Below are 18,798 nucleotides of genomic sequence, written 5' to 3'. Positions count from 1 at the left end.
TAGGCCTCCATTTTTTCAAAAATCATATCGAAGTTATTCCAAAACGGAATAATCCCCTATGCTAATGGACTCAAAATTACCATTAAAAACCACATAATTGCCGATCATGGCATTATCGAGGTTGGCATTGTATATTTTACTTTCGTTTTGGATGATACTGTTCTTTACTGTGGAATTTTCCAAAACGGTATTTGCACCAACGGACACAAATGGTCCTACAGTGGTATTTTTTAGCACTACATTTTCACCAATATAGCACGGCTCTATGATGTTGGCGTTTTCAAGTGTAACGGAATTCGAAATCATATTTTCCCCTTCCCTTTCCAAAAAGCCCAACATCCGTTGATTGGTTTCCACGGTGACGTTCTTGTTGCCGCAATCCATCCATTCGTCCACCTTACCTGGAACAAATTTCATGCCCTTTTCCATCATCCTTTTGATGCCATCATTGATCTGATATTCCCCACCGTTGGTGATGTCGTTATCCAGAACATGTTGCAGTTCATTTTTAAGTACCCCAACATCCTTGAAGTAGTAGATTCCGATAACAGCGAGGTCAGAAATAAACTCCTTTGGCTTTTCAACCAATTCCACAATTTCGGAATCCCCGTTCAATTTAACTACCCCGTAGGCTTCCGGTCTATCAACCTGTTTCACCCAAATAACACTATCCGCTGTTTTATCGAGATCAAAATCGGCACGGATCAAGGTATCGGCATAAGCAATCACGGCAGGTCCACTTAGGGATTCCTTGGCGCTCATAATAGCGTGACCGGTACCCAAGGGTTGGTCTTGACGGTAAATAGAACCTTTGGCACCTAGTTCAGTTGCCAATTCCATCAAACTTTCCACCACGTCATCACCAAAAAAAGCGGGCTCCCCCAAAATAAAGGCTACTTCTGTAATAGGTTCACCAAGTACCTTGGCTATGTCACTCACCAAACGATGAACTATAGGTTTTCCAGCCACCGGAATCAATGGTTTTGGAACGGTTAAGGTATGTGGTCTTAAACGGGATCCTCTTCCCGCCATTGGAACGATTATCTTCATAATATAGCCCGACAAAGCAGGTATCTTTAAATGGTTATGTTTCTTTTTACTTTAGGTCTCGACTGCGCTCGACCTGACAATCCGTTTCTTATTTCGTGCCGGTACTTCCAAAGCCTCCTTCACCCCTTGCGGTATCCGAAAGGGTCTCTACCTCAACCCAAGTGGCTCGTTCGTGCTTGGCAATGACGAGTTGGGCAATGCGTTCCCCGTTTTCAACTACATAATCCTCGGATGAGATGTTGGCCAAGATTACACCCACTTCTCCCCTATAATCGGCATCGATGGTGCCAGGAGCGTTCAAAACGGTAATGCCCTTTTTAGCCGCCAATCCACTGCGAGGTCTTACTTGGGCTTCAAATCCTATCGGCAACTCCATGAAAATACCGGTTGGTACTATGGCTCTTTCCAAAGGTTTCAGCACAATTGGTTCATTCAGGTTGGCCCTTAGGTCCATTCCTGCAGAAGCCAAGGTTTCATAATGGGGCAATTGGTGCCCAGATTTATTGATGACTTTAATTTCCACGCCTTAGAAAAATGCTTTTTAAATGATCTCCTTCCATCTTATATACTAACCCCAAAAATAGCAAAAGTAGTATGCTGCCTGCTATTAAATTTCTATTAAAAACGTAGAAGGACAAGATGGAAAACGCAACAGAAACAACAAGATAGAACACAATTTTGCGCATGTTGTACGGTATGGGGTAGTACTTTCTTCCGAAGTAATAGGACAAGAACATCATGCTGCCATAGGCGGCCAAAGTGGCCCAGGCCGAAGCCATATACCCATATTTGGAAATGAACCCGATATTAATCATCAAAGTAATCAGTGCCCCGATAGATGAAATATAGGCCCCGAACTTGGTCTGATCGGTCACCTTGTACCAAACGGATAGGTTGTGGTAAATCCCTAAACAAAAACTACCCATTAAAATCAACGGAACCACATCCAAGGCCTCCCAATAAACAGGATTATGCAGCAATAGCTTTCCAAGTGGATTAACAAATGTAATAACACCCAACAGAATGATGCTACCCAAAATCACAAAATAATTCGTGATCTGGGCATAGGTTTTCTCCGGTTTTTCGGTTTTGGCATGACTGAAAAAAAACGGTTCCACTCCCATGCGGAATGCAGTTCCGAACAACGTCATGAAAAGTGCCAATTTATAACAGGCCCCGTATTTTCCAACTTCCGCCTCGGCAATATCCGAAGGTAACAATTGAGTCAATAAAATCTTGTCCAGCACTTCGTTTATAGTGAAAGCTACTCCGGCGACCATTACCGGCCCGGCGTATTTCATCATCTGTTTCCATAAAATGGAATCGAATTTATACGATGCCTTGAAATACATCGGAAGCAAGATCAACAGCGTAATGCCGCTGGCAATCACGTTCGATATCAACACGTAATGGATTTCCCGATCAGGTTTGTAGATGGTGGCCAGGAATCCATCTCCCGCTTGTTCAGCCATTTCTGGAAGCATCAGAAGGAAAAATACATTGAAGCCCAAGTTGATGGCCACATTCAATGTTTTTAAAAGGGCGTACCTCATCGGTTTTTCGTTGGCCCGAAGCAATGCAAAAGGAACAATGACCAAGGCATCCAAAACCAAAATATAGGTGGTGAATTTGAGGTAATCTGGGTTGATATCGGTGATTGATGACAACCATTGTTTTACGGCAAGGGCAAAAATCAAAAAGCCCAAAGAGGAAGCTAAAAGGGATATCAACGATGTGGAGACGACCTTGTCCCTATCCTCGCTTTTATGGTAAAAACGAAAGAATGCGGTCTCCATTCCATAGGCCAAGAACACATTAAAAATGGCAATCCATGCATAAATGTTGGTATACTGTCCGTAACCCGATGCATTTTCGAACACAGCGGTGTATAGCGGTAGCAAGAAGAAAGAAATGACCCGTGGCATTACTGTGGCCAGGCCATAGATAAAAGTCTGCTTAAAAAGCCTCTTTAACGGATTCAATCGGTGCGTGTTCTTTTAATCCTTGTTTAGGTGGCTACAAGTTACGTAAAAGCCTTTATCCACAATGGCAGAAAAGTAAAAAGGCCACCCGAAGGTAGCCTTATCTGTTTTATGCTTTCTTGGAATTATCCGTTCAAAGCCTCAGCTCCACCAACAATTTCCAAAATCTCGTTGGTAATGGCGGCCTGACGGGCCTTGTTATAGGTCAATTTCAATTGGTTCCTAAGTTCTTTGGCATTATCTGTGGCTTTGTGCATGGCCGTCATACGGGCACCGTGCTCACTTGCAAAAGAATCCCTGATGGCCTTGTACAATTGGGTCTTCAAGGATTTGGGAATCAATTGTTTTACGATTTCCACTTTGGAAGGCTCGAAAATATAGTCGGCAGCTTTGGTAGCATCGCCTTCCATACTTACAATGGGCAAAAATTGCTCGGACATCACAATTTGGGTAGCGGCATTCTTGAATTTGTTGTATACCAATTCAATCTTGTCGTAATTCCCAATAGTGAATTGCTCCATCAAAAACTCGGCGATTTCGGCAACATGGTCAAAGGTCAAATCATCGAACACTTTGCTGTGGTTGGCCACGATGGTGTTCTTTTTGCGAAGGATGTCGTTTCCTTTTTTACCAATGGCCAAAAAATCTACCTGCTTACCGGCATAGGTTTCGTTTACCATGGTGTTGCATTGCTTGATGATGTTGGTATTGAAAGCACCACAAAGTCCCCTGTTGGATGAAATGGCCACCACCAAAACTTTGTTCACGGTCCTATTTTCGGCAAAAACACTACCTCCATCACCATCTAGGCTAGCACTTAGACCTTGAAGAAGTTCCGTTAACTTATCCGCATAGGGGCGCATGGCCGTGATGGCATCCTGGGCCTTTTTCAACTTTGCAGCAGACACCATTTTCATGGCACTGGTAATCTGCATCGTTGAGCCGATGGATGAAATCCTATTCCGTATTTCCTTTAGATTCGCCATTCGTTTAAATTATGGGTTATGAGTGTTGAGTTAAGAGTTTTTGACTATTGCCACAATTATTCTAATCAACTCTTCACATCTATCCATCAATTCTTTGGGAACTTCTCTGCCAGTTGCTTCTAAAATCTCAAGCCAATACTTTGTTTCATCAGCTTCCTTTAGAGCTATCCCAAATTTATTTTTAAAATCCTTTGTACTAACCCCTCGTTGTGCTTCCCTAGTGTTTGCTCCAATACTGGTTCCGCTTTTTAACAATTGAGAGGCAATCTCAAAATCCTTTTTATTCCTTAATTCATCACAGTAACGAACAATTTTACAGGCAAACTCGAAACTTTTTACTCTTACAGGACTAGTTTCAAGCTTTCCCATAACTCATCACTCTGAATTCTTAACCTTTATATTTGCTTGAAAGATCTTTGCAAACAGCGGTCAAGGTATCGGTTACCTCGTCGGTCAATTTACCAGCTTTAAGGTCATCCAATACATTTCTGTGCTTGGCATTCAAGAACTCCAAGAAATCTTTTTCAAATTCTTTTACCTTGTTCACAGGAACATCCCTCAACAAGTTTTTGGAACCTGCAAAGATAATGGCTACCTGATCTTCCACAGTGTAGGGGTCGTTCTGACCTTGTTTCAAGATCTCTACGTTCCTACGTCCTTTTTCGATCACGTTCAAGGTAGCGGCATCCAAATCGGAACCGAACTTGGCAAAAGCTTCCAATTCACGGAACTGGGCTTGGTCCAACTTCAAGGTACCGGCCACTTTTTTCATGGACTTGATCTGAGCGGAACCACCCACACGGGATACGGAGATACCCACGTTGATCGCAGGACGAACCCCTTGGTTGAACAAATCCTGCTCCAAGAAGATCTGACCATCGGTAATGGAGATCACGTTGGTTGGGATATAGGCAGAAACGTCACCAGCCTGGGTTTCGATGATTGGAAGAGCGGTCAATGATCCACCACCTTTTACTTTGGATTTCAAAGATTCAGGAAGGTCGTTCATGTTCTTTGCAATATCGTCATCGGCAATAACCTTAGCGGCACGCTCCAACAATCTGGAGTGAAGGTAGAAAACGTCACCAGGATATGCTTCACGACCTGGAGGTCTTCTCAACAACAAGGATACCTCACGGTAAGCCACAGCCTGTTTTGACAAATCATCATAGATGATCAAGGCAGGACGACCGGTATCCCTAAAATACTCCCCGATGGCAGCACCAGCGAAAGGAGCATATACCTGCATTGGTGCAGGATCGGAAGCGTTAGCGGCAACAATGGTTGTATAGGCCAAGGCACCTTTGTCTTCCAACGTTTTGGCGATAGCAGCTACAGTGGATGCTTTCTGACCTACGGCAACGTAGATACAGTAAACAGGCTGACCTGCATCAAAAAATTCTTTCTGGTTCAAGATGGTATCGATACAAACGGTAGTCTTACCAGTTTGTTTGTCACCGATTACCAACTCCCTTTGTCCACGACCGATCGGAATCATAGCATCTACGGCCTTGATACCGGTCTGCAATGGCTCGTTTACCGGTTGTCTGAAAATTACACCAGGAGCTTTTCTTTCCAATGGCATTTCAACAGTTTCACCAGAGATAGGTCCTTTACCATCAATTGGGGTACCTAGGGTGTCGATCACACGACCAACAATTCCTTCACCAACGTTGATGGATGCGATACGCTCTGTTCTTTTTACAGTGGCGCCCTCCACGATTTCTTTGGATGGGCCCAACAATACCACACCTACGTTGTCCTCTTCCAAGTTCAACACGATACCCTGCATACCGCCTTCAAACTCCACCAACTCCCCATACTGGACGTTGGTAAGTCCATAGACACGGGCAATACCGTCACCTACCTGTAATACGGTACCTACTTCGTTCAAAGAAGCGGTCGCCTCGAAACCTGATAACTGTTTTTTCAAAATTGCTGATACCTCAGCGGCTTTTACTCCTGCCATTTTTATAGACTATTTGTAAATTCTCTTTTTAATCCGTTCAACTTGTTCGCGATGCTAGCATCGTACTGGGTGTCGCCCACTCGTAGCACAAAACCGCCAAGAATGCTCTCATCAACCTCGTTTTTGATAGACACCTTGTTTCCGGTGGCCTTGGTTACTTGGGCCAAGATTTTCTTCTCCAATTCTGCGGTCAAAGGAACAGCGGTGGTCACGTAGGCCACTTCCTCTCCCTTCATTTTTTCGTATTGGATGATGTATTTATAGGCCACTTCCTGCAACATGGCAATACGCTTGTTGTCCAGCATGGTCTGTACAAGTCCCTTGGTGATCTCGTCGGCATCCTTGAAGACTTCCAACAAAACATTTTTCTTGATTTCCGATTTAACTATCGGGCTTTCCAAAAGTCCTTGGAGCTCCTTGTTTTCGGAAATGGTAGCAGCTATGGAACGCATGTCCTTTTCCACGGCTTCTGCCGCGTTCTTCTCGACTGCGTAGTCCAACGTTGCCTTTGCGTAGCGAATGGCTGCCCTGTTCTCGTTCATGCGCTTAGTTCAATTTGATATCGCCCAACATATCGTCAACCAACTTCAGTTGTTTGTCTTTATTGGACAGTTCTTCCTTGATCACTTTCTCGGCAATCTCCACGGAAAGGTTGGCTACCTGGGCCTTGATGTCGGCAACTGCTGCTTTCTTCTCGGCTTCGATAGTGGCTTGGGCCTGCTTGATCATTTTATCCCCTTCAACCTGGGCTTGTTCCTTGGCTTCGGAAATGATGTTTTCCTTGATTTCCCTTGCTTCTTTCAAAAGCGCATCCCTTTCGGCTCTGGCTTCTTTCAACAGTTTTTCACTGTCGGCAGTAACGTTCTGCATTTCCTTTTTGGCCGCCTCAGCTGCTTCAAGAGCGCCTTTAATGCCTTCTTCCCTTTTTTCAACAGCGTTCAAAATGGGTTTCCAAGCGAATTTTTTCAATAGCAACAACAGTCCAATAAAAAGAACCAATTGCCATACAAACAACCCCAAGGAAAACTGTTCCATTAACTTTTCCATATATCTCTACTGTATTTTTTAAATCTTTTAAACTATATCATTTTAAAATGAAGGGCCACAGCCAACCGCTATGGCCTTCACTTTTTCTTTAGGTGATTAAGCTGCAAAAAGAGCGGCGAAACCGATACCTTCAATAAGAGCGGCAGCGATCAACATGGCAGTTTGGATCTTACCAGAAGCTTCAGGTTGACGAGCAATGGCTTCCATTGCCTGACCACCGATTCTACCGATACCCAATCCTGCTCCGATTACGATCAAACCAGCACCTACGATGTTTGGAATTGTCATGATATATGAATTTAAATATTAAACGTTCTTACTTAATGATGATCCTCCTCTGTTGCCATTCCGAAATAAAGAGCGGACAACATCGTGAAAATATACGCTTGTAATGCAGCCACCAACAATTCCAACAAGGAAAGGGTGAAAGCCAAAACAAACGACAAAGGACTTCCGATCCAGTTCTTGAAAATGAACATCAATCCGATGATGCTCATCAATACCACGTGACCTGCTGTAATGTTGGCATACAAACGGATCATCAACGAAAAGGGTTTGATGAAGGTTCCCAACAATTCGATAGGGGCCAAAATAATCTTCATGGGCACGGGTACGCCCGGCATCCAGAAGATGTGTTTCCAGTAATTTTTGTTACCGGAAAAAGTGGTGATGAAATAGGTGATCAATGCCAAGGCAAAGGTCACTGCAATATTGTTGGTCACATTTACACCCAGCGGGGTAAGACCCAATAGGTTGATGATCCAAACGAAAAAGAACACGGTCAACAAATAGCTCATGTACTTTTTATACTTGTGTTCCCCAATGTTAGGGATAGCAATCTCGTCACGAACAAACATCACCAATGGCTCCAATCCCCTGCCCAAACCTTTGGGCATATTGCTTTTCTTATAGTTTGATGCAACGGAACGGAACATCAAAAACATCAACAGACCTACAAGGGCGATAAAGACCACGTTTTTGGTAATGGAAAAATCCAATGGTTTTTCGTTGGATGGATGGGCATCTTCAACCACAAGGTTTTCACCAAAGGCATCCTCGGAATGGGTATCCCCTTCATGGTGGGCACCAAACTTGATGGTCCCTTCGGCATCGGTCTTATAAATTTTATTGTGGTAAAGGGCGTAATAGTTGCCATCAACTTCGGCAACGCCCTCTCCGTGTTCCAATTGGGAAGAAGAAAATATTTTCAAACCATTGTCCCAAAGGATCACGGGCAATGGAAACCCAATGTATTTGTGTTCCCCTTCATCGGTAGTATAGGAAAACAGGCTGAAATCATGTGAATCCAGAAGGTGGTGGTCGATATATTCCTTGATCTCGGTCTTAAGATCATGGGCGCCGGCTTCAACTTCCTCTCCCTCATGACTTTGGGCCGATACAATTCCCGTAATCAATACGAATACGGCTACTAAATATTTACTTAAAAAAGAATATCGCATATCACTGCAACTATGGGTCCTGAAAAATTGGTGCAAAAATACATTCCTTGTTCAAAAGAAAAAAGCTTTTTACACTATTATTTCAGCCTTTGATTTTTTTGTCAAAATCTTGGGCTTCTTCACACAGTATTAAGCAGTTTCACCAAAAAGTAGGTTTCCAGAAAAAGTGAAAATAGATACGGCACGAAAAAAGCTAGGAACTCCGCCCGCTCCAAAACACCGTCAACTCGGTAGCCGGGATAGAGAAAAATGAAGAAAAGCACAAACTTTATCAAACTCCCTCCCAAAAAAAAGAACCCGAGCAGGTCCCGGTATTTGTTTCTGTAAAAATAGATGGCAAAGAAAACAAGGCAAGCCATGATCACATTCAATACATAACTTTTCACCAATTGATTGCCGTAGGGTTCTAGGCCTTGGTTCTGCAAAACCCAAGAATGGCCAAAAAATAGTAGGGTGAGCCCTACCAAAAGAAGTATGGGAAAAATGATGGGGAATGACCTAGTATTCAATTTTTGATCCTTTTCAATTGCTGAATGACCAAATATATGGAAATGGCCACACCCAAAATGGTACAGATGGGCATAAAGACTTTTTCGGTTCCATAATGGCCATCCAGCCATTTGCCGCCTTGCACGGCCAAATAAATGACAACGCCCATTTGTATGGCCGAACCAGACAAACGGGCTGCTGTATTTAAATTGTTCTTTAAGTTCCTAGGAGACTTTTGCTGGCTCATTCTTAGTGGTCTCCAATTTGGGAGCTGAAGTAGGAGCAATAGATTTGCCCATGGTACAGGCCGCATTAAAGGTAGCCCCTGGCTCTACAGCCAATTTGGCCACGCTCACGGTTCCTTCAATCACTGCGGATGCTTTAAGGGAAAGAAGATCCTTCACCATTAGCTCTCCGTTGAACTTGCCTTCAATATCGGCATTTACACATTCCACCTTTCCGTGGATGTAGCCATCCTTGCCAATGACCACCTTTCCAGAGGTCTTTACATTACCTTCCAACTTTCCATCGATTCTAAAATCGGCTTCGGAAGTGATATCACCTTTTATTTTTGTGTTCTTCTCAATTCTGTTGGGTTGTCCGCCAAATTCATTCATAGGTCGAGGTTTTTTGTTATCAGAAAACATTGTGTTCTAGGGTTTTGGGGTTATAATTTGTGCTTTGTATGATTCTAAGTTCTTATGGACCTGGATGATTTTGTAGTTGTCTGATAAAACTACGAAATTCTCATCTTTAATGCGGTAGTCCTTATTGTTTTTTATAAGCTCGGCAAAGCCCAAAGCAAAGTCCTGCGACCTAAAACCATGCACCACCACAAACTCATCTTCAAGATTATAAATGTCTTTGGACACCACATTTTTATAGTGTAGGTCCTTAATGGCGTCCTCCAAACGGGTCTTCAAAGCCAAGGCTTTTTCATCGTCCCGTATTTTAAAAGGGAACACCACTTTCCAATTACCAACTCCTGTGGAACCGGTTTCAGGGGAAAACTCCTTGCTCTCCAATTTCGGCAATTGCTCCTCCACGATCTGCTCCGCTTTTTTTCCTTCGGGATTGTTGGGATAGGTCAAGGCGACATAATTCAACGCTTCCTTGAACGGTTCAAACCCTTGAAGACGGCCAATGGCATTGGCCTTCAACAATTCGAACTTGGGCACAATAGGATCTCCTGTAAACTTGGCAATGTATTCTTGGGACAAGGTTATCACCCGAAGGAACTCCTGTTGCTCGTATAATTTGTATAGAGCATCATAGCGTGCATCCGGACTGTCGGTATTGCCTTCCAGAACCGCTTGAGGGTTTAACAAGATTTCGGCATAACGGGTGTCAGGATGATTCAAAATAATATCCTGCTTCATGTTCTGGGCCAAGGTGCTGCCAGATTCCTCATAGATCTTGTACAGATTGTATTTGGAAGGAAGGATGAGCCTTTCCTCTGGATTGGAAGCCAATACACGCTCCAATTTGGCCGCAGCCAACATGTTGTCCTTGAACTTTTCCATATAGATCAGACCCAATTGATAATTGGCAAAGTTCCGCTCGGTTTTTAGGCTATCTATCACGGCAACATCCGTGGGGATTCTTCCCAAATAAAAGTCAAGGGAATATTTTTGGTCTTCGGTCAGGTTTGTAGGCTGGCCGCTCTCCACAATTTCCTCGCCCGTGGCCTCGGAAACCAAGGTTCGGGATTTGTTGCTCCAGCGCCAGTCATCTTCCAAAGTGCGGTTGCCCCATTGGGTCTTGAACTCATTTTTACCATATCCCAAACTGGTGATGTTGTAAAAATAAAACTTGCCCTTGTTCTCCTTGCCGCCCTTGCTGTTTGCAAAAGTGGCAAATCCGGCCGAAGCGCGTTTCTGCTCTTTTTCTGCGGCCGCTTCGTCCTTGCGTTTCAGCTCGGCGATAATATCCTCAAAATAGGCTTTTCGCTCCGCTTCCGGCATTTGATAAAGGGTGATGATACTATCCGCATTTTGAACGATATCCTCGTATTTGATGACATCTTCCAAATTGTCCAGCTTTTTCTTGATGGTTCGGTGTTGCCTTGTATTCTCCACCAAGTTGGTCAAGGTACTGTCATAATAGGCCCCTGCTGTTTTGTATTCGTCCTGGTCAAAATAATAATCGGCCAGACTTTGGTAGTTGAGGGCGTTCAGTTTCTTTTCGCCTTGGGTAGCCCTGAGGGATTTGTTGTAATAGGCCAAGGCCAAACTATCGGACCCATTGGCCAGATGGAACTGGGCAACTTCGCGATAAATCTTATCTAAAAACGGTCGGTTCTCCCGATTTTCTTCCAATTCGGTGAGATACTCCAACATATCCTCTTTGTTGGAATCTGTAAGTTCGGTATTCTGGATTTTCTTCAGGTGCGCATTGATCATGTACACCCTGGGCGAACGGCGGTTCAAGTCAATGACCTTATCAAAGGCATAGTTGGCGCTGTCCTTATGCCCTAATTGGTTGTACAACTGCCCAATTATAAACAGGTAACGGCCCTTTTCAGGATTCTTTTTGGTGTAGGCCTGTGCAATTTTCAGTTTTTGGATGGCCGTGTCAGGTGCCTTCAGGTTGATGTAACATTGCGCCAAAACGGCATTGGCATCGGCATATTCCTGATCCTTCAAATTTTCATATTTGAACAACCTTTTCAGGTTTTTGATGGCCACTTCCGGATTATCCAAACGCATGTTGGTCTTTTCCCGCCAAATGGTGGCCTCGTTCAATTTATCGCTTTGCGTATATTTTCTAAGGATGTAGTTGAAGGATTCCAAAGCAGGGATGTACCGTTGGTCAAAATATCTGGATTTGCCCAACAGCAAAAAAGCTTCATCCGTTTGGGGATTGCGCTCTTCATCCTTAATGTCCATGCTGTGCTTTTGGATGGCTTTAGTAGCCTTTTCCTCTGCAATGATGAAGTTGGGGTTGTTGTCCTCGGAATCGAGCTTGATCTCTTCCGTAACCTCCAAGCGTTCCACAGGAAGGATTTCCCAATAGTCGTCACTATAACCATTATTGAGTTCTGCGCGACCTTTTTCAAAGGCAAGATTGCCATTGTACAAGGTGTTGTACTTGGTGTTCAGTGCGTGCCAATTTCTGTTGATGAATTTATCCTTTTGGGTGGAGCAGGCATTAAAAGCCAGTCCCCCAACAACCATGGCGATAAAAAGTGCGTGACGAAACTTCAAAATTATCGATAATCGTGTGTAACCTTAACTCAAAAAAATTCAGATTATTATAAGGCTAATCGATAAAATACGCTTTTCAGTTTTTAGGGATTCGTTTTAAGTAAATAGTGTTCTCCGCCCTCAAGAATCCTTTGGATATGATTACGATTCTTGATACGGTTTCTTTGATAGGCAGCAAATTGGGATTGTTTTGAATTGCAAATGTTTTGACCAAACTATTAGAGTTGGCATTATAGGTAAGATTTGAAATGTCCGATAGCAGGATTTTTTTAATGCGTTTTGCATCATCTTCGTCTTCAACTTTGATGCTCAATTGAATTTGACTTTCTCCCAATTTTACAAAATCAATACTTGTACCCATTTCCAAATCCAAATAAAGGGTAAATCCATTGATTTCATTCTTCACCAACGAATATAAGGCGTCATCAATAATCTGGGATTCTTCTTTAGTTGATGGGAACTTCCCTTTTTTTAATTTTTCAAGTTCTTCCTTATACTGGTTTGCCAATATAACAGTCTCACCATCCGGAAATTCTTCAAGACTTTTGGAATAAAATTCAATCTTCCTCTCCAGCTGTTTGATTTTAGGATAATTGCGGTCTTTCAGTTCCAAAAGACTGTCCAATTCTTGTTGGACATTTCTTAATTCTTGGTAATTGTAATCCACCGCAAGAAAGTCTTAATCTCTTTTGTTCTCTTCAATAGAAAGTAACAATCGCTGTTTTTCCCATTGATAAAAGTCGATCAAGCCGTCTAAATCGCTGTGCATTCCTTTGTAGTGTTTATGTTAAAGATAGCACTGTTCGGCGATTAGCTAATCGAAGATGTTTAAAATCAACCCGCAAAGAACGCTTCCAGTTCCTTCAAGGTTTCAGCAGAGGTATGGATGTCCTTCACAATCTCTCCCTTGTTGAGTACCACAATGCGTTCACACACTTCGGTAACGTGGATCAAGTCGTGGCTGGAGACCAAAACAGTAACGTCTTCTTTGGCCGCAAGGTCTTTAATGATTCCTTTTAAGCGGATCTGTGTAGTTGGGTCCAAATTGGCAAAGGGTTCATCCAAAATCACCACTTCCGGATTACCGATAAAGCTAGCTACAATACCTACTTTTTTCTGATTTCCTTTGGAAAGGTCCCTCAAATATTTTTTCTGGCCCAAAATCTCCCCGTGGAAAAAGTCGCTATATCCTTCCAACAAAGCGTCTACATCGGCCTTGTTCCTGCCGCGAAGTTCCCCGATGAAGTAGAAATATTCCTCTGGGGTAAGGTATCCTATCAAAAAGGATTCATCAATAAAGGCGGAAGTAAAGGGTTTCCATGCTTCGCTTTCATCCACTTGCACCCCATTGTTGATGATGTGCCCAGATGTAGGTTGTATCAAATCCAACAAAAGACTAAAAAGGGTAGTCTTACCGGCCCCATTGTTTCCCACCAATCCAAAACTTTGTCCTTTCGGGATTTCCAAGTGATCGATATTCAAAACGGTCTGTTCTCCGTATTTTTTTGAAAGGGTATGTGCTGTTATCATGTATTGTCAGTATTTAAAGTCGATTTGTTATTTCTGTTTGTAGGCCAAAAGGGTCTTGTATTTTTCTTTTTTGTAGATATTCTCTATCATTTTGAACACCCGCTCCTTGAACACAAAGCCGAGCAGTCCAAAAGCCGCCACAAAAAGGTATCCTGCCACAGGGCCGATCAATATTTGGCCAATGGCATAGATCACAATGGGCAAAAGGATCTTTGGCAAGGTCAACAATAAGGTTTTGGCATTAAAGGCCTGCTTGTCGCCAAAGGCTTTTTTGTTGGAAGTCAATTCAATGGGAGTTTTTACATAGGCTCCTCCCCAAAGCACCAAATAGCTGTTGATGCCCACATTATAAATGGCCCCTACCAAAACCGCAGCGTAGGCCTCCCAACCAAAATACACATAGAAACTGGCCAAAATGGTGGAAATGATGGTCGCAATGATGACCAAGTACCACTTAGAGGTCAAATAATCCCGATACTTGATGTTCTGGCTCATCATCAGTGGATAGTAGCTGCTGTCCCAACTAGGTACATACTGCCCAAAACTGAACAGGAAGCCACCGGTGACGAATATTCCCGCAAATATTTTCCAATAGGCGTTGTCATACACCTCAATGGCGCTGGTAAAAAACAACAATCCATAAAAAATGAAGAAAAAGCCCATGATCACCGCGGTGCGCGAACGCTTGTTACGTTTGATCAGTTTGATATCGTTCTTTAAAAAAGTTCCCAAGTTGCCAAAACGGTTGAGCCAGTCCAAGTTTTCGGTGCGGGCCTCGGTTTGTTTTTGGGCCAATCCACCATCAAGGAACATATGTTTTTTAAAATAGGTAAAGGCGGAAAAATATAGGGCAACCAGCAAAACCCAAGGCACAATGGCCGACCAGGGCATATCGTACAAATAATCAAAAATGGGTTGGGTGTACAGCGTAATATCGAACCAAGCATAATACTGTGAGGCTCCAGCCAAAATGAACAATCCGGCAAAAACGTAAAACGCCCAATCCTTGTTGTTCACCATAATATTGATGAAGTTGTTGCAGTAAAAGAGGGCCATCATCCCCAAATGCCAACCTATTACTTGTATGGGTGGATACCCTTCAATCAGTAAAACCACGCTGAAGGGAATAAAGAAAAACGCATGCGCCACATTGAAAAAGGAAATCACGGTTTTCCCCAAGGAGAAGTTCACTACTTGACTCTTCTTGATGGGCAGGTACAACATCGGTTTGATGTTGGTCACCGGCATCTTTTGTAGCATATACCGAAACACCAGATCAAAGGCCAGATAATAGATCATAAAGCGGTTCACCACACGCAAGGGATCACCAATGCCTGCTTTTTCAATGATGTAATAGGCACCAACGCCCATACTAAGGAATATCAAAGTAAAGTACAGGGCTCCCAAGGCCATTAAAATCTTGAACCAGATCTCGGTCTTGAAGGATGCCGATCTAAAAAAGGATTTCCACTGGAGTCCAATGAAGTGTTTGAACATGGTCGGTTTTTTTTAGTTGTCTTTCAGTTGAAATTTGTCAATTCGAGTTATTTTTTGAAGACTCTTTCAAAAAATAGTATCGAGAATCAAAATTTCTATGGAGGGAAACTAGTTCTCGATACTTTTTCCTTTGGAAAAAACTCGAACTGACATCCTTCCATTCCTTACATCCGCAAAATACATATTGCGGTTTTTTAGTTGGTATCTAATTTATCGGATTTGTTACAAAAGTTCTCCTTTTTTCAAAAATACCTGTCCAAAAGATGGTTAATGCTTAATTTTGCAGCAAATTTTATTTCATGAGCGATTTTCATGCCCTAAAAATAGCCGCGGTGGATACCTTGACCCCCAATTCCGTGGCGCTTACCTTCGAAATTCCGGATAATCTTAAAAATGTCTATGCTTTCAAAGCCGGACAGTACATCACCATAAAATACAATACGAGCGGCGAAGAATTGCGCCGCGCCTATTCCATTTCTTCGCCCCCATCTTCTGGAAAGTTGACGGTCGGCATCAAGAAAATGCCAAATGGTACATTTTCGGTTTATGCCAATGAAAAACTAAAAGCTGGGGATGTTTTGGAAGTGATGCACCCAGAAGGGCGTTTCATTTTTGATACGGAAGGGCCACAGCACATCGCTGCCTTTGCCGCAGGAAGTGGCATTACCCCGATCATGAGTATTGCCCAAACGGTTTTGGAGCGACATCCCGCCAGTACTTTTGTTTTGGTCTTTGGAAATCAATCGCCTGAAGAAACCATGTATTTTGCAGCAATACAGGCACTTAAAGAAATTTATTCCGAACGGTTTTTTATTCAGTATGTGTACAGTAGGGCCCATGAAGGGGATTCCCTATTTGGTCGTATTGAAAAATCGACCGTCAATTTTATAGTCAAAAACAAATTCAAGGAAACTGCTTTTGATGGTTTTTACCTCTGTGGTCCGGAAGATATGATCCATATGGTTTCCGATACTTTGAAAGGAAACGGAGTTGCCGAAGACAGGATCCATTTTGAGCTGTTCACCACCACCGAAACTGAGGATACCTTGGCCGAAGATTTGGAGGGTATGACCAAAGTGGAAGTGATTTTGGACGATGAGACCCATGATTTGGTCATGGACCGCAAACATTTGGTACTCGATGCCATTTTAAAGGAGAAAATTGATGCACCCTATTCCTGTCAGGGAGGCGTTTGCAGCAGTTGCATTGCCCGTGTGAAGGAAGGTTCGGCGCAAATGGTAAAAAACCAGATTTTGACCGATAGGGAAATTGCCGAAGGGTTGATCTTGACCTGCCAATCGCACCCAACCAGCGCCAAACTGGTAATCGATTACGACGACGTTTAGGAATTAGCGGGTTTCGTCATCATTTTTTCCAAGGCCCTGCTGCCATGGTCGTAGCCAATGATAAAGGCATTTTCGATGCCTTTTTTGTCCAACACCCCTATTTTATCCAATTCTTTGGGTTCAATGTAGAGGTCGCATTCATGTAACTTTTCATCGTTGGAGGCATGGATCATTAAACTGGTGACCCTTCCCGTCAATTGAATGGAGTTCCGGAGGTCTTTCTTTTGCATGGGCACGGTGATGGACACATTGCTTCCAATAATGAACCCCGTTCGTTCTTCCAGATATTCCTTTGGAAAGTTGTTCATGATTCCCCCATCGGCATACAAAATGCCATCAATATCAACCGGACTGAAAACAGGTGGCAATGCTGCGGATGCCAATAGCGGTTTGATGAGTTGACCGGAATGGAACATGGTTTCCTTGCCGCTCAATAAATCCGTAGCTGCTATGAACAACGGTTTTTTCAAGCTTTCAAAGGAATTGTGGGGAAAATAACTCTTGAAAATGGAAGCATACCGTTCGGTATCTATAAATCCAGGTTTGTTGATGGTAAAAAAACTATACTGAAAGATCGGGGTCTCCTTAAAAAAAGTAAGCATTTCATCCGCCGTATTGTTATTGGCATACAAGGCGCCTACCAATGCCCCGATACTTGTTCCGGCCACCATATGGGCTTCCACCCCATATTCCCTCATGGCCTTGATCAGTCCGATATGGGCCATTCCCCGAACCCCTCCGCCAGATAGAACGAGCCCTATGGATTTATGTTCAAGCATTTGATTTACACTTCTTTCGTCTCGTAAAGGTAAATAGTACGGGCTTTCCTGTCATTACTATTGAATTAAAAAATCATCAATCTTTTCAAAAACCAAACCCTGTTGGCAAAAACTCCGTAAGTGTTGTTGTAACCCAAAATCATTTACCATGAAATGCTGCAAAGCTTTACGAAAAGAAAAACCTAAAAATGAAAATCGGATGAATCCAGAATCAATTATTAAAATCAAAAAATCAATTCTTATGAAAACTTTTAAATCATTGTCGTTTATTCTATTCCTAACAGCCTCCATGGCTGTCACCAGCACATTCGCACAAGTAAAAATGGTAGGTGGAGCGCCCATGTACCCTAAAAAGGACATCGTTTCCAATCCGGTGAACTCTAAAGACCATACTACGTTGGTAGCAGCGGTTAAAGCGGCCGGATTGGTGGAAACTTTGCAAGGAGACGGACCTTTTACCGTATTTGCCCCTACCAATAGTGCTTTTGAAAAGCTTCCTGAAGGCACTGTGAATAGCTTGTTGATGCCAGAAAACAAATCAAAATTGCAGGCAGTACTTACCTACCATGTGGTTGCCGGAAAGTTTAGCTCTAAAGATTTGATGAAAATGATCAAAAAAGGGAAAGGGATGGCCAAGTTGACCACTGTTAACGGGGACACCCTTACCGCTATGATGGATGGTGACAAAATCGAGATCAAGGATGGTGCTGGGCATGTAGCTACAGTAACTATTGCGGATGTGAACCAATCCAACGGTGTGATCCATGTTATTGATACCGTGGTATTGCCTTCGGCATAATTATTTTTCCAAAAGACGGAGAAAAAGGGCGGTCAAAATCTGCCCTTTTTCTATTTTAGAATCAATGTATTTACCGACTGATCAGTTTGTTTTAGGGCCGATCTTGTTCAAAAACAAACGTTTGCCGATCCTATTCTTTTTCACATCGAGGTTTTTGTAACCTCCTCATTATCAAAACCGACTATGCGGTCTGTTGCCTAAATTTTGGTTTCCAACACAAAAAATGTAATCTTCATCCCGTCCTTTCGACCAAAATCCCTAGTGATAATTGTTGTAGTTTAGGAACATTAAACCGGTTATTACCTTAAAAGAAGCAATTATGGCCAATTCATATTACGACCCAGCGGATTTACGAAAATTCGGAAACATTACGGAATGGAGCGAGGAGCTCGGAAAGAAGTTTTTTGATTATTACGGAAAGGTTTTTGAAGAAGGTGCCCTGAGCGCCCGTGAAAAGTCACTTATCGCCCTGGCCGTCGCCCACGTGGTCAAATGTCCCTATTGCATTGATGCCTATACGAAGGACGGACTGCAGCGAGGCATTACCAAAGAAGAAATGATGGAAGCCGTACACGCCGGTGCCGCTATAGAAAGTGGGGCAACTTTAGTGCATGGGGTGATGATGATGAACAAGTACAACAAACTTTCCATGTGATTT

21 protein-coding genes are annotated in these 18,798 nt (G+C 43.0%); 3 read left to right on the top strand and 18 right to left on the bottom strand.

Features of this window, described 5'->3' with window-relative positions:
• Positions 1-33: 33 nt before the first annotated feature.
• From LKX84_RS08400 to LKX84_RS08320, 17 genes are all read right to left on the bottom strand, one after another.
• Positions 34-1,050 (bottom strand): sugar phosphate nucleotidyltransferase, encoded by a 1,017-nt coding sequence (locus LKX84_RS08400; protein WP_228236693.1) that lies wholly within the window; start codon positions 1,048-1,050, stop codon positions 34-36.
• Between the two features lie 88 nt (positions 1,051-1,138).
• The gene (gene dut, locus LKX84_RS08395) at positions 1,139-1,573 is read right to left on the bottom strand and encodes a dUTP diphosphatase (RefSeq protein ID WP_228236691.1); all 435 of its coding nucleotides are present in this window, start codon (positions 1,571-1,573) and stop codon (positions 1,139-1,141) included.
• Positions 1,563-3,032: a lipopolysaccharide biosynthesis protein gene (locus tag LKX84_RS08390; RefSeq protein WP_228236690.1), complete on the bottom strand. Its 1,470-nt coding sequence runs from the start codon at positions 3,030-3,032 to the stop codon at positions 1,563-1,565. The genes dut and LKX84_RS08390 overlap by 11 nt, the downstream gene beginning before the upstream one ends.
• 125 nt (positions 3,033-3,157) lie before the next feature.
• Positions 3,158-4,018, bottom strand: coding sequence for an ATP synthase F1 subunit gamma (gene atpG, locus LKX84_RS08385; protein WP_228236689.1), 861 nt, complete (start codon positions 4,016-4,018; stop codon positions 3,158-3,160).
• Positions 4,019-4,048: 30 nt separating this feature from the next.
• Positions 4,049-4,387, bottom strand: coding sequence for a four helix bundle protein (locus LKX84_RS08380; protein ID WP_228236688.1), 339 nt, complete (start codon positions 4,385-4,387; stop codon positions 4,049-4,051).
• Between the two features lie 19 nt (positions 4,388-4,406).
• Positions 4,407-5,987, bottom strand: coding sequence for a F0F1 ATP synthase subunit alpha (atpA, locus tag LKX84_RS08375; RefSeq protein ID WP_228236687.1), 1,581 nt, complete (start codon positions 5,985-5,987; stop codon positions 4,407-4,409).
• Positions 5,988-5,989: 2 nt separating this feature from the next.
• Entirely contained in the window at positions 5,990-6,529 is a 540-nt protein-coding gene (atpH, locus tag LKX84_RS08370) for an ATP synthase F1 subunit delta (RefSeq protein WP_228236686.1), read from the bottom strand.
• A gap of 4 nt (positions 6,530-6,533) precedes the next feature.
• Positions 6,534-7,034 (bottom strand): F0F1 ATP synthase subunit B, encoded by a 501-nt coding sequence (locus LKX84_RS08365; RefSeq protein ID WP_228236685.1) that lies wholly within the window; start codon positions 7,032-7,034, stop codon positions 6,534-6,536.
• A gap of 96 nt (positions 7,035-7,130) precedes the next feature.
• Positions 7,131-7,322: an ATP synthase F0 subunit C gene (atpE, locus tag LKX84_RS08360; protein ID WP_053970734.1), complete on the bottom strand. Its 192-nt coding sequence runs from the start codon at positions 7,320-7,322 to the stop codon at positions 7,131-7,133.
• 32 nt (positions 7,323-7,354) lie between these two features.
• Complete coding sequence (gene atpB / locus LKX84_RS08355) at positions 7,355-8,494, bottom strand: F0F1 ATP synthase subunit A (RefSeq protein ID WP_228236684.1); 1,140 nt, start codon at positions 8,492-8,494, stop codon at positions 7,355-7,357.
• Positions 8,495-8,613: 119 nt separating this feature from the next.
• Positions 8,614-9,003: a DUF6168 family protein gene (locus tag LKX84_RS08350; RefSeq protein ID WP_228236682.1), complete on the bottom strand. Its 390-nt coding sequence runs from the start codon at positions 9,001-9,003 to the stop codon at positions 8,614-8,616.
• A complete protein-coding gene (locus LKX84_RS08345) occupies positions 9,000-9,230 on the bottom strand; it encodes an AtpZ/AtpI family protein (RefSeq protein ID WP_228236681.1) in 231 nt (76 codons plus the stop codon). The genes LKX84_RS08350 and LKX84_RS08345 overlap by 4 nt, the downstream gene beginning before the upstream one ends.
• Positions 9,208-9,630 (bottom strand): polymer-forming cytoskeletal protein, encoded by a 423-nt coding sequence (locus LKX84_RS08340; protein WP_228236680.1) that lies wholly within the window; start codon positions 9,628-9,630, stop codon positions 9,208-9,210. Before LKX84_RS08340 ends, LKX84_RS08345 begins: the two co-directional genes overlap by 23 nt.
• A gap of 6 nt (positions 9,631-9,636) precedes the next feature.
• Positions 9,637-12,159: a tetratricopeptide repeat protein gene (locus LKX84_RS08335; protein WP_228236822.1), complete on the bottom strand. Its 2,523-nt coding sequence runs from the start codon at positions 12,157-12,159 to the stop codon at positions 9,637-9,639.
• Between the two features lie 106 nt (positions 12,160-12,265).
• On the bottom strand, positions 12,266-12,856 hold the full coding sequence (locus tag LKX84_RS08330) for a hypothetical protein (protein ID WP_228236679.1): 591 nt from the start codon (positions 12,854-12,856) through the stop codon (positions 12,266-12,268).
• 167 nt (positions 12,857-13,023) lie between these two features.
• The gene (locus LKX84_RS08325) at positions 13,024-13,719 is read right to left on the bottom strand and encodes an ABC transporter ATP-binding protein (RefSeq protein ID WP_228236677.1); all 696 of its coding nucleotides are present in this window, start codon (positions 13,717-13,719) and stop codon (positions 13,024-13,026) included.
• A 27-nt stretch (positions 13,720-13,746) separates the two neighbouring features.
• Positions 13,747-15,216: a DUF5687 family protein gene (locus tag LKX84_RS08320; protein WP_228236676.1), complete on the bottom strand. Its 1,470-nt coding sequence runs from the start codon at positions 15,214-15,216 to the stop codon at positions 13,747-13,749.
• Positions 15,217-15,515: 299 nt separating this feature from the next.
• Between LKX84_RS08320 and LKX84_RS08315 the strand changes: the two genes are divergently transcribed.
• A complete protein-coding gene (locus LKX84_RS08315) occupies positions 15,516-16,562 on the top strand; it encodes a ferredoxin--NADP reductase (protein ID WP_228236675.1) in 1,047 nt (348 codons plus the stop codon).
• Here the strand turns inward: LKX84_RS08315 and LKX84_RS08310 are convergent.
• The gene (locus tag LKX84_RS08310; RefSeq protein WP_228236673.1) at positions 16,559-17,341 is read right to left on the bottom strand and encodes a patatin-like phospholipase family protein; all 783 of its coding nucleotides are present in this window, start codon (positions 17,339-17,341) and stop codon (positions 16,559-16,561) included. The genes LKX84_RS08315 and LKX84_RS08310 overlap by 4 nt on opposite strands.
• A 241-nt stretch (positions 17,342-17,582) precedes the next feature.
• Between LKX84_RS08310 and LKX84_RS08305 the strand changes: the two genes are divergently transcribed.
• Positions 17,583-18,140 carry a fasciclin domain-containing protein gene (locus tag LKX84_RS08305; RefSeq protein WP_228236672.1) on the top strand — a complete coding sequence of 186 codons (558 nt, stop codon included), beginning with the start codon at positions 17,583-17,585 and terminating at the stop codon, positions 18,138-18,140.
• A gap of 319 nt (positions 18,141-18,459) precedes the next feature.
• Positions 18,460-18,795, top strand: coding sequence for an arsenosugar biosynthesis-associated peroxidase-like protein (locus tag LKX84_RS08300; protein ID WP_119639159.1), 336 nt, complete (start codon positions 18,460-18,462; stop codon positions 18,793-18,795).
• Positions 18,796-18,798: the final 3 nt, after the last annotated feature.

The organism is Allomuricauda sp. M10 (assembly GCF_020782875.1).
Classification (GTDB): domain Bacteria; phylum Bacteroidota; class Bacteroidia; order Flavobacteriales; family Flavobacteriaceae; genus Flagellimonas.
This window is presented reverse-complemented; position numbering and strand designations above follow the sequence as displayed.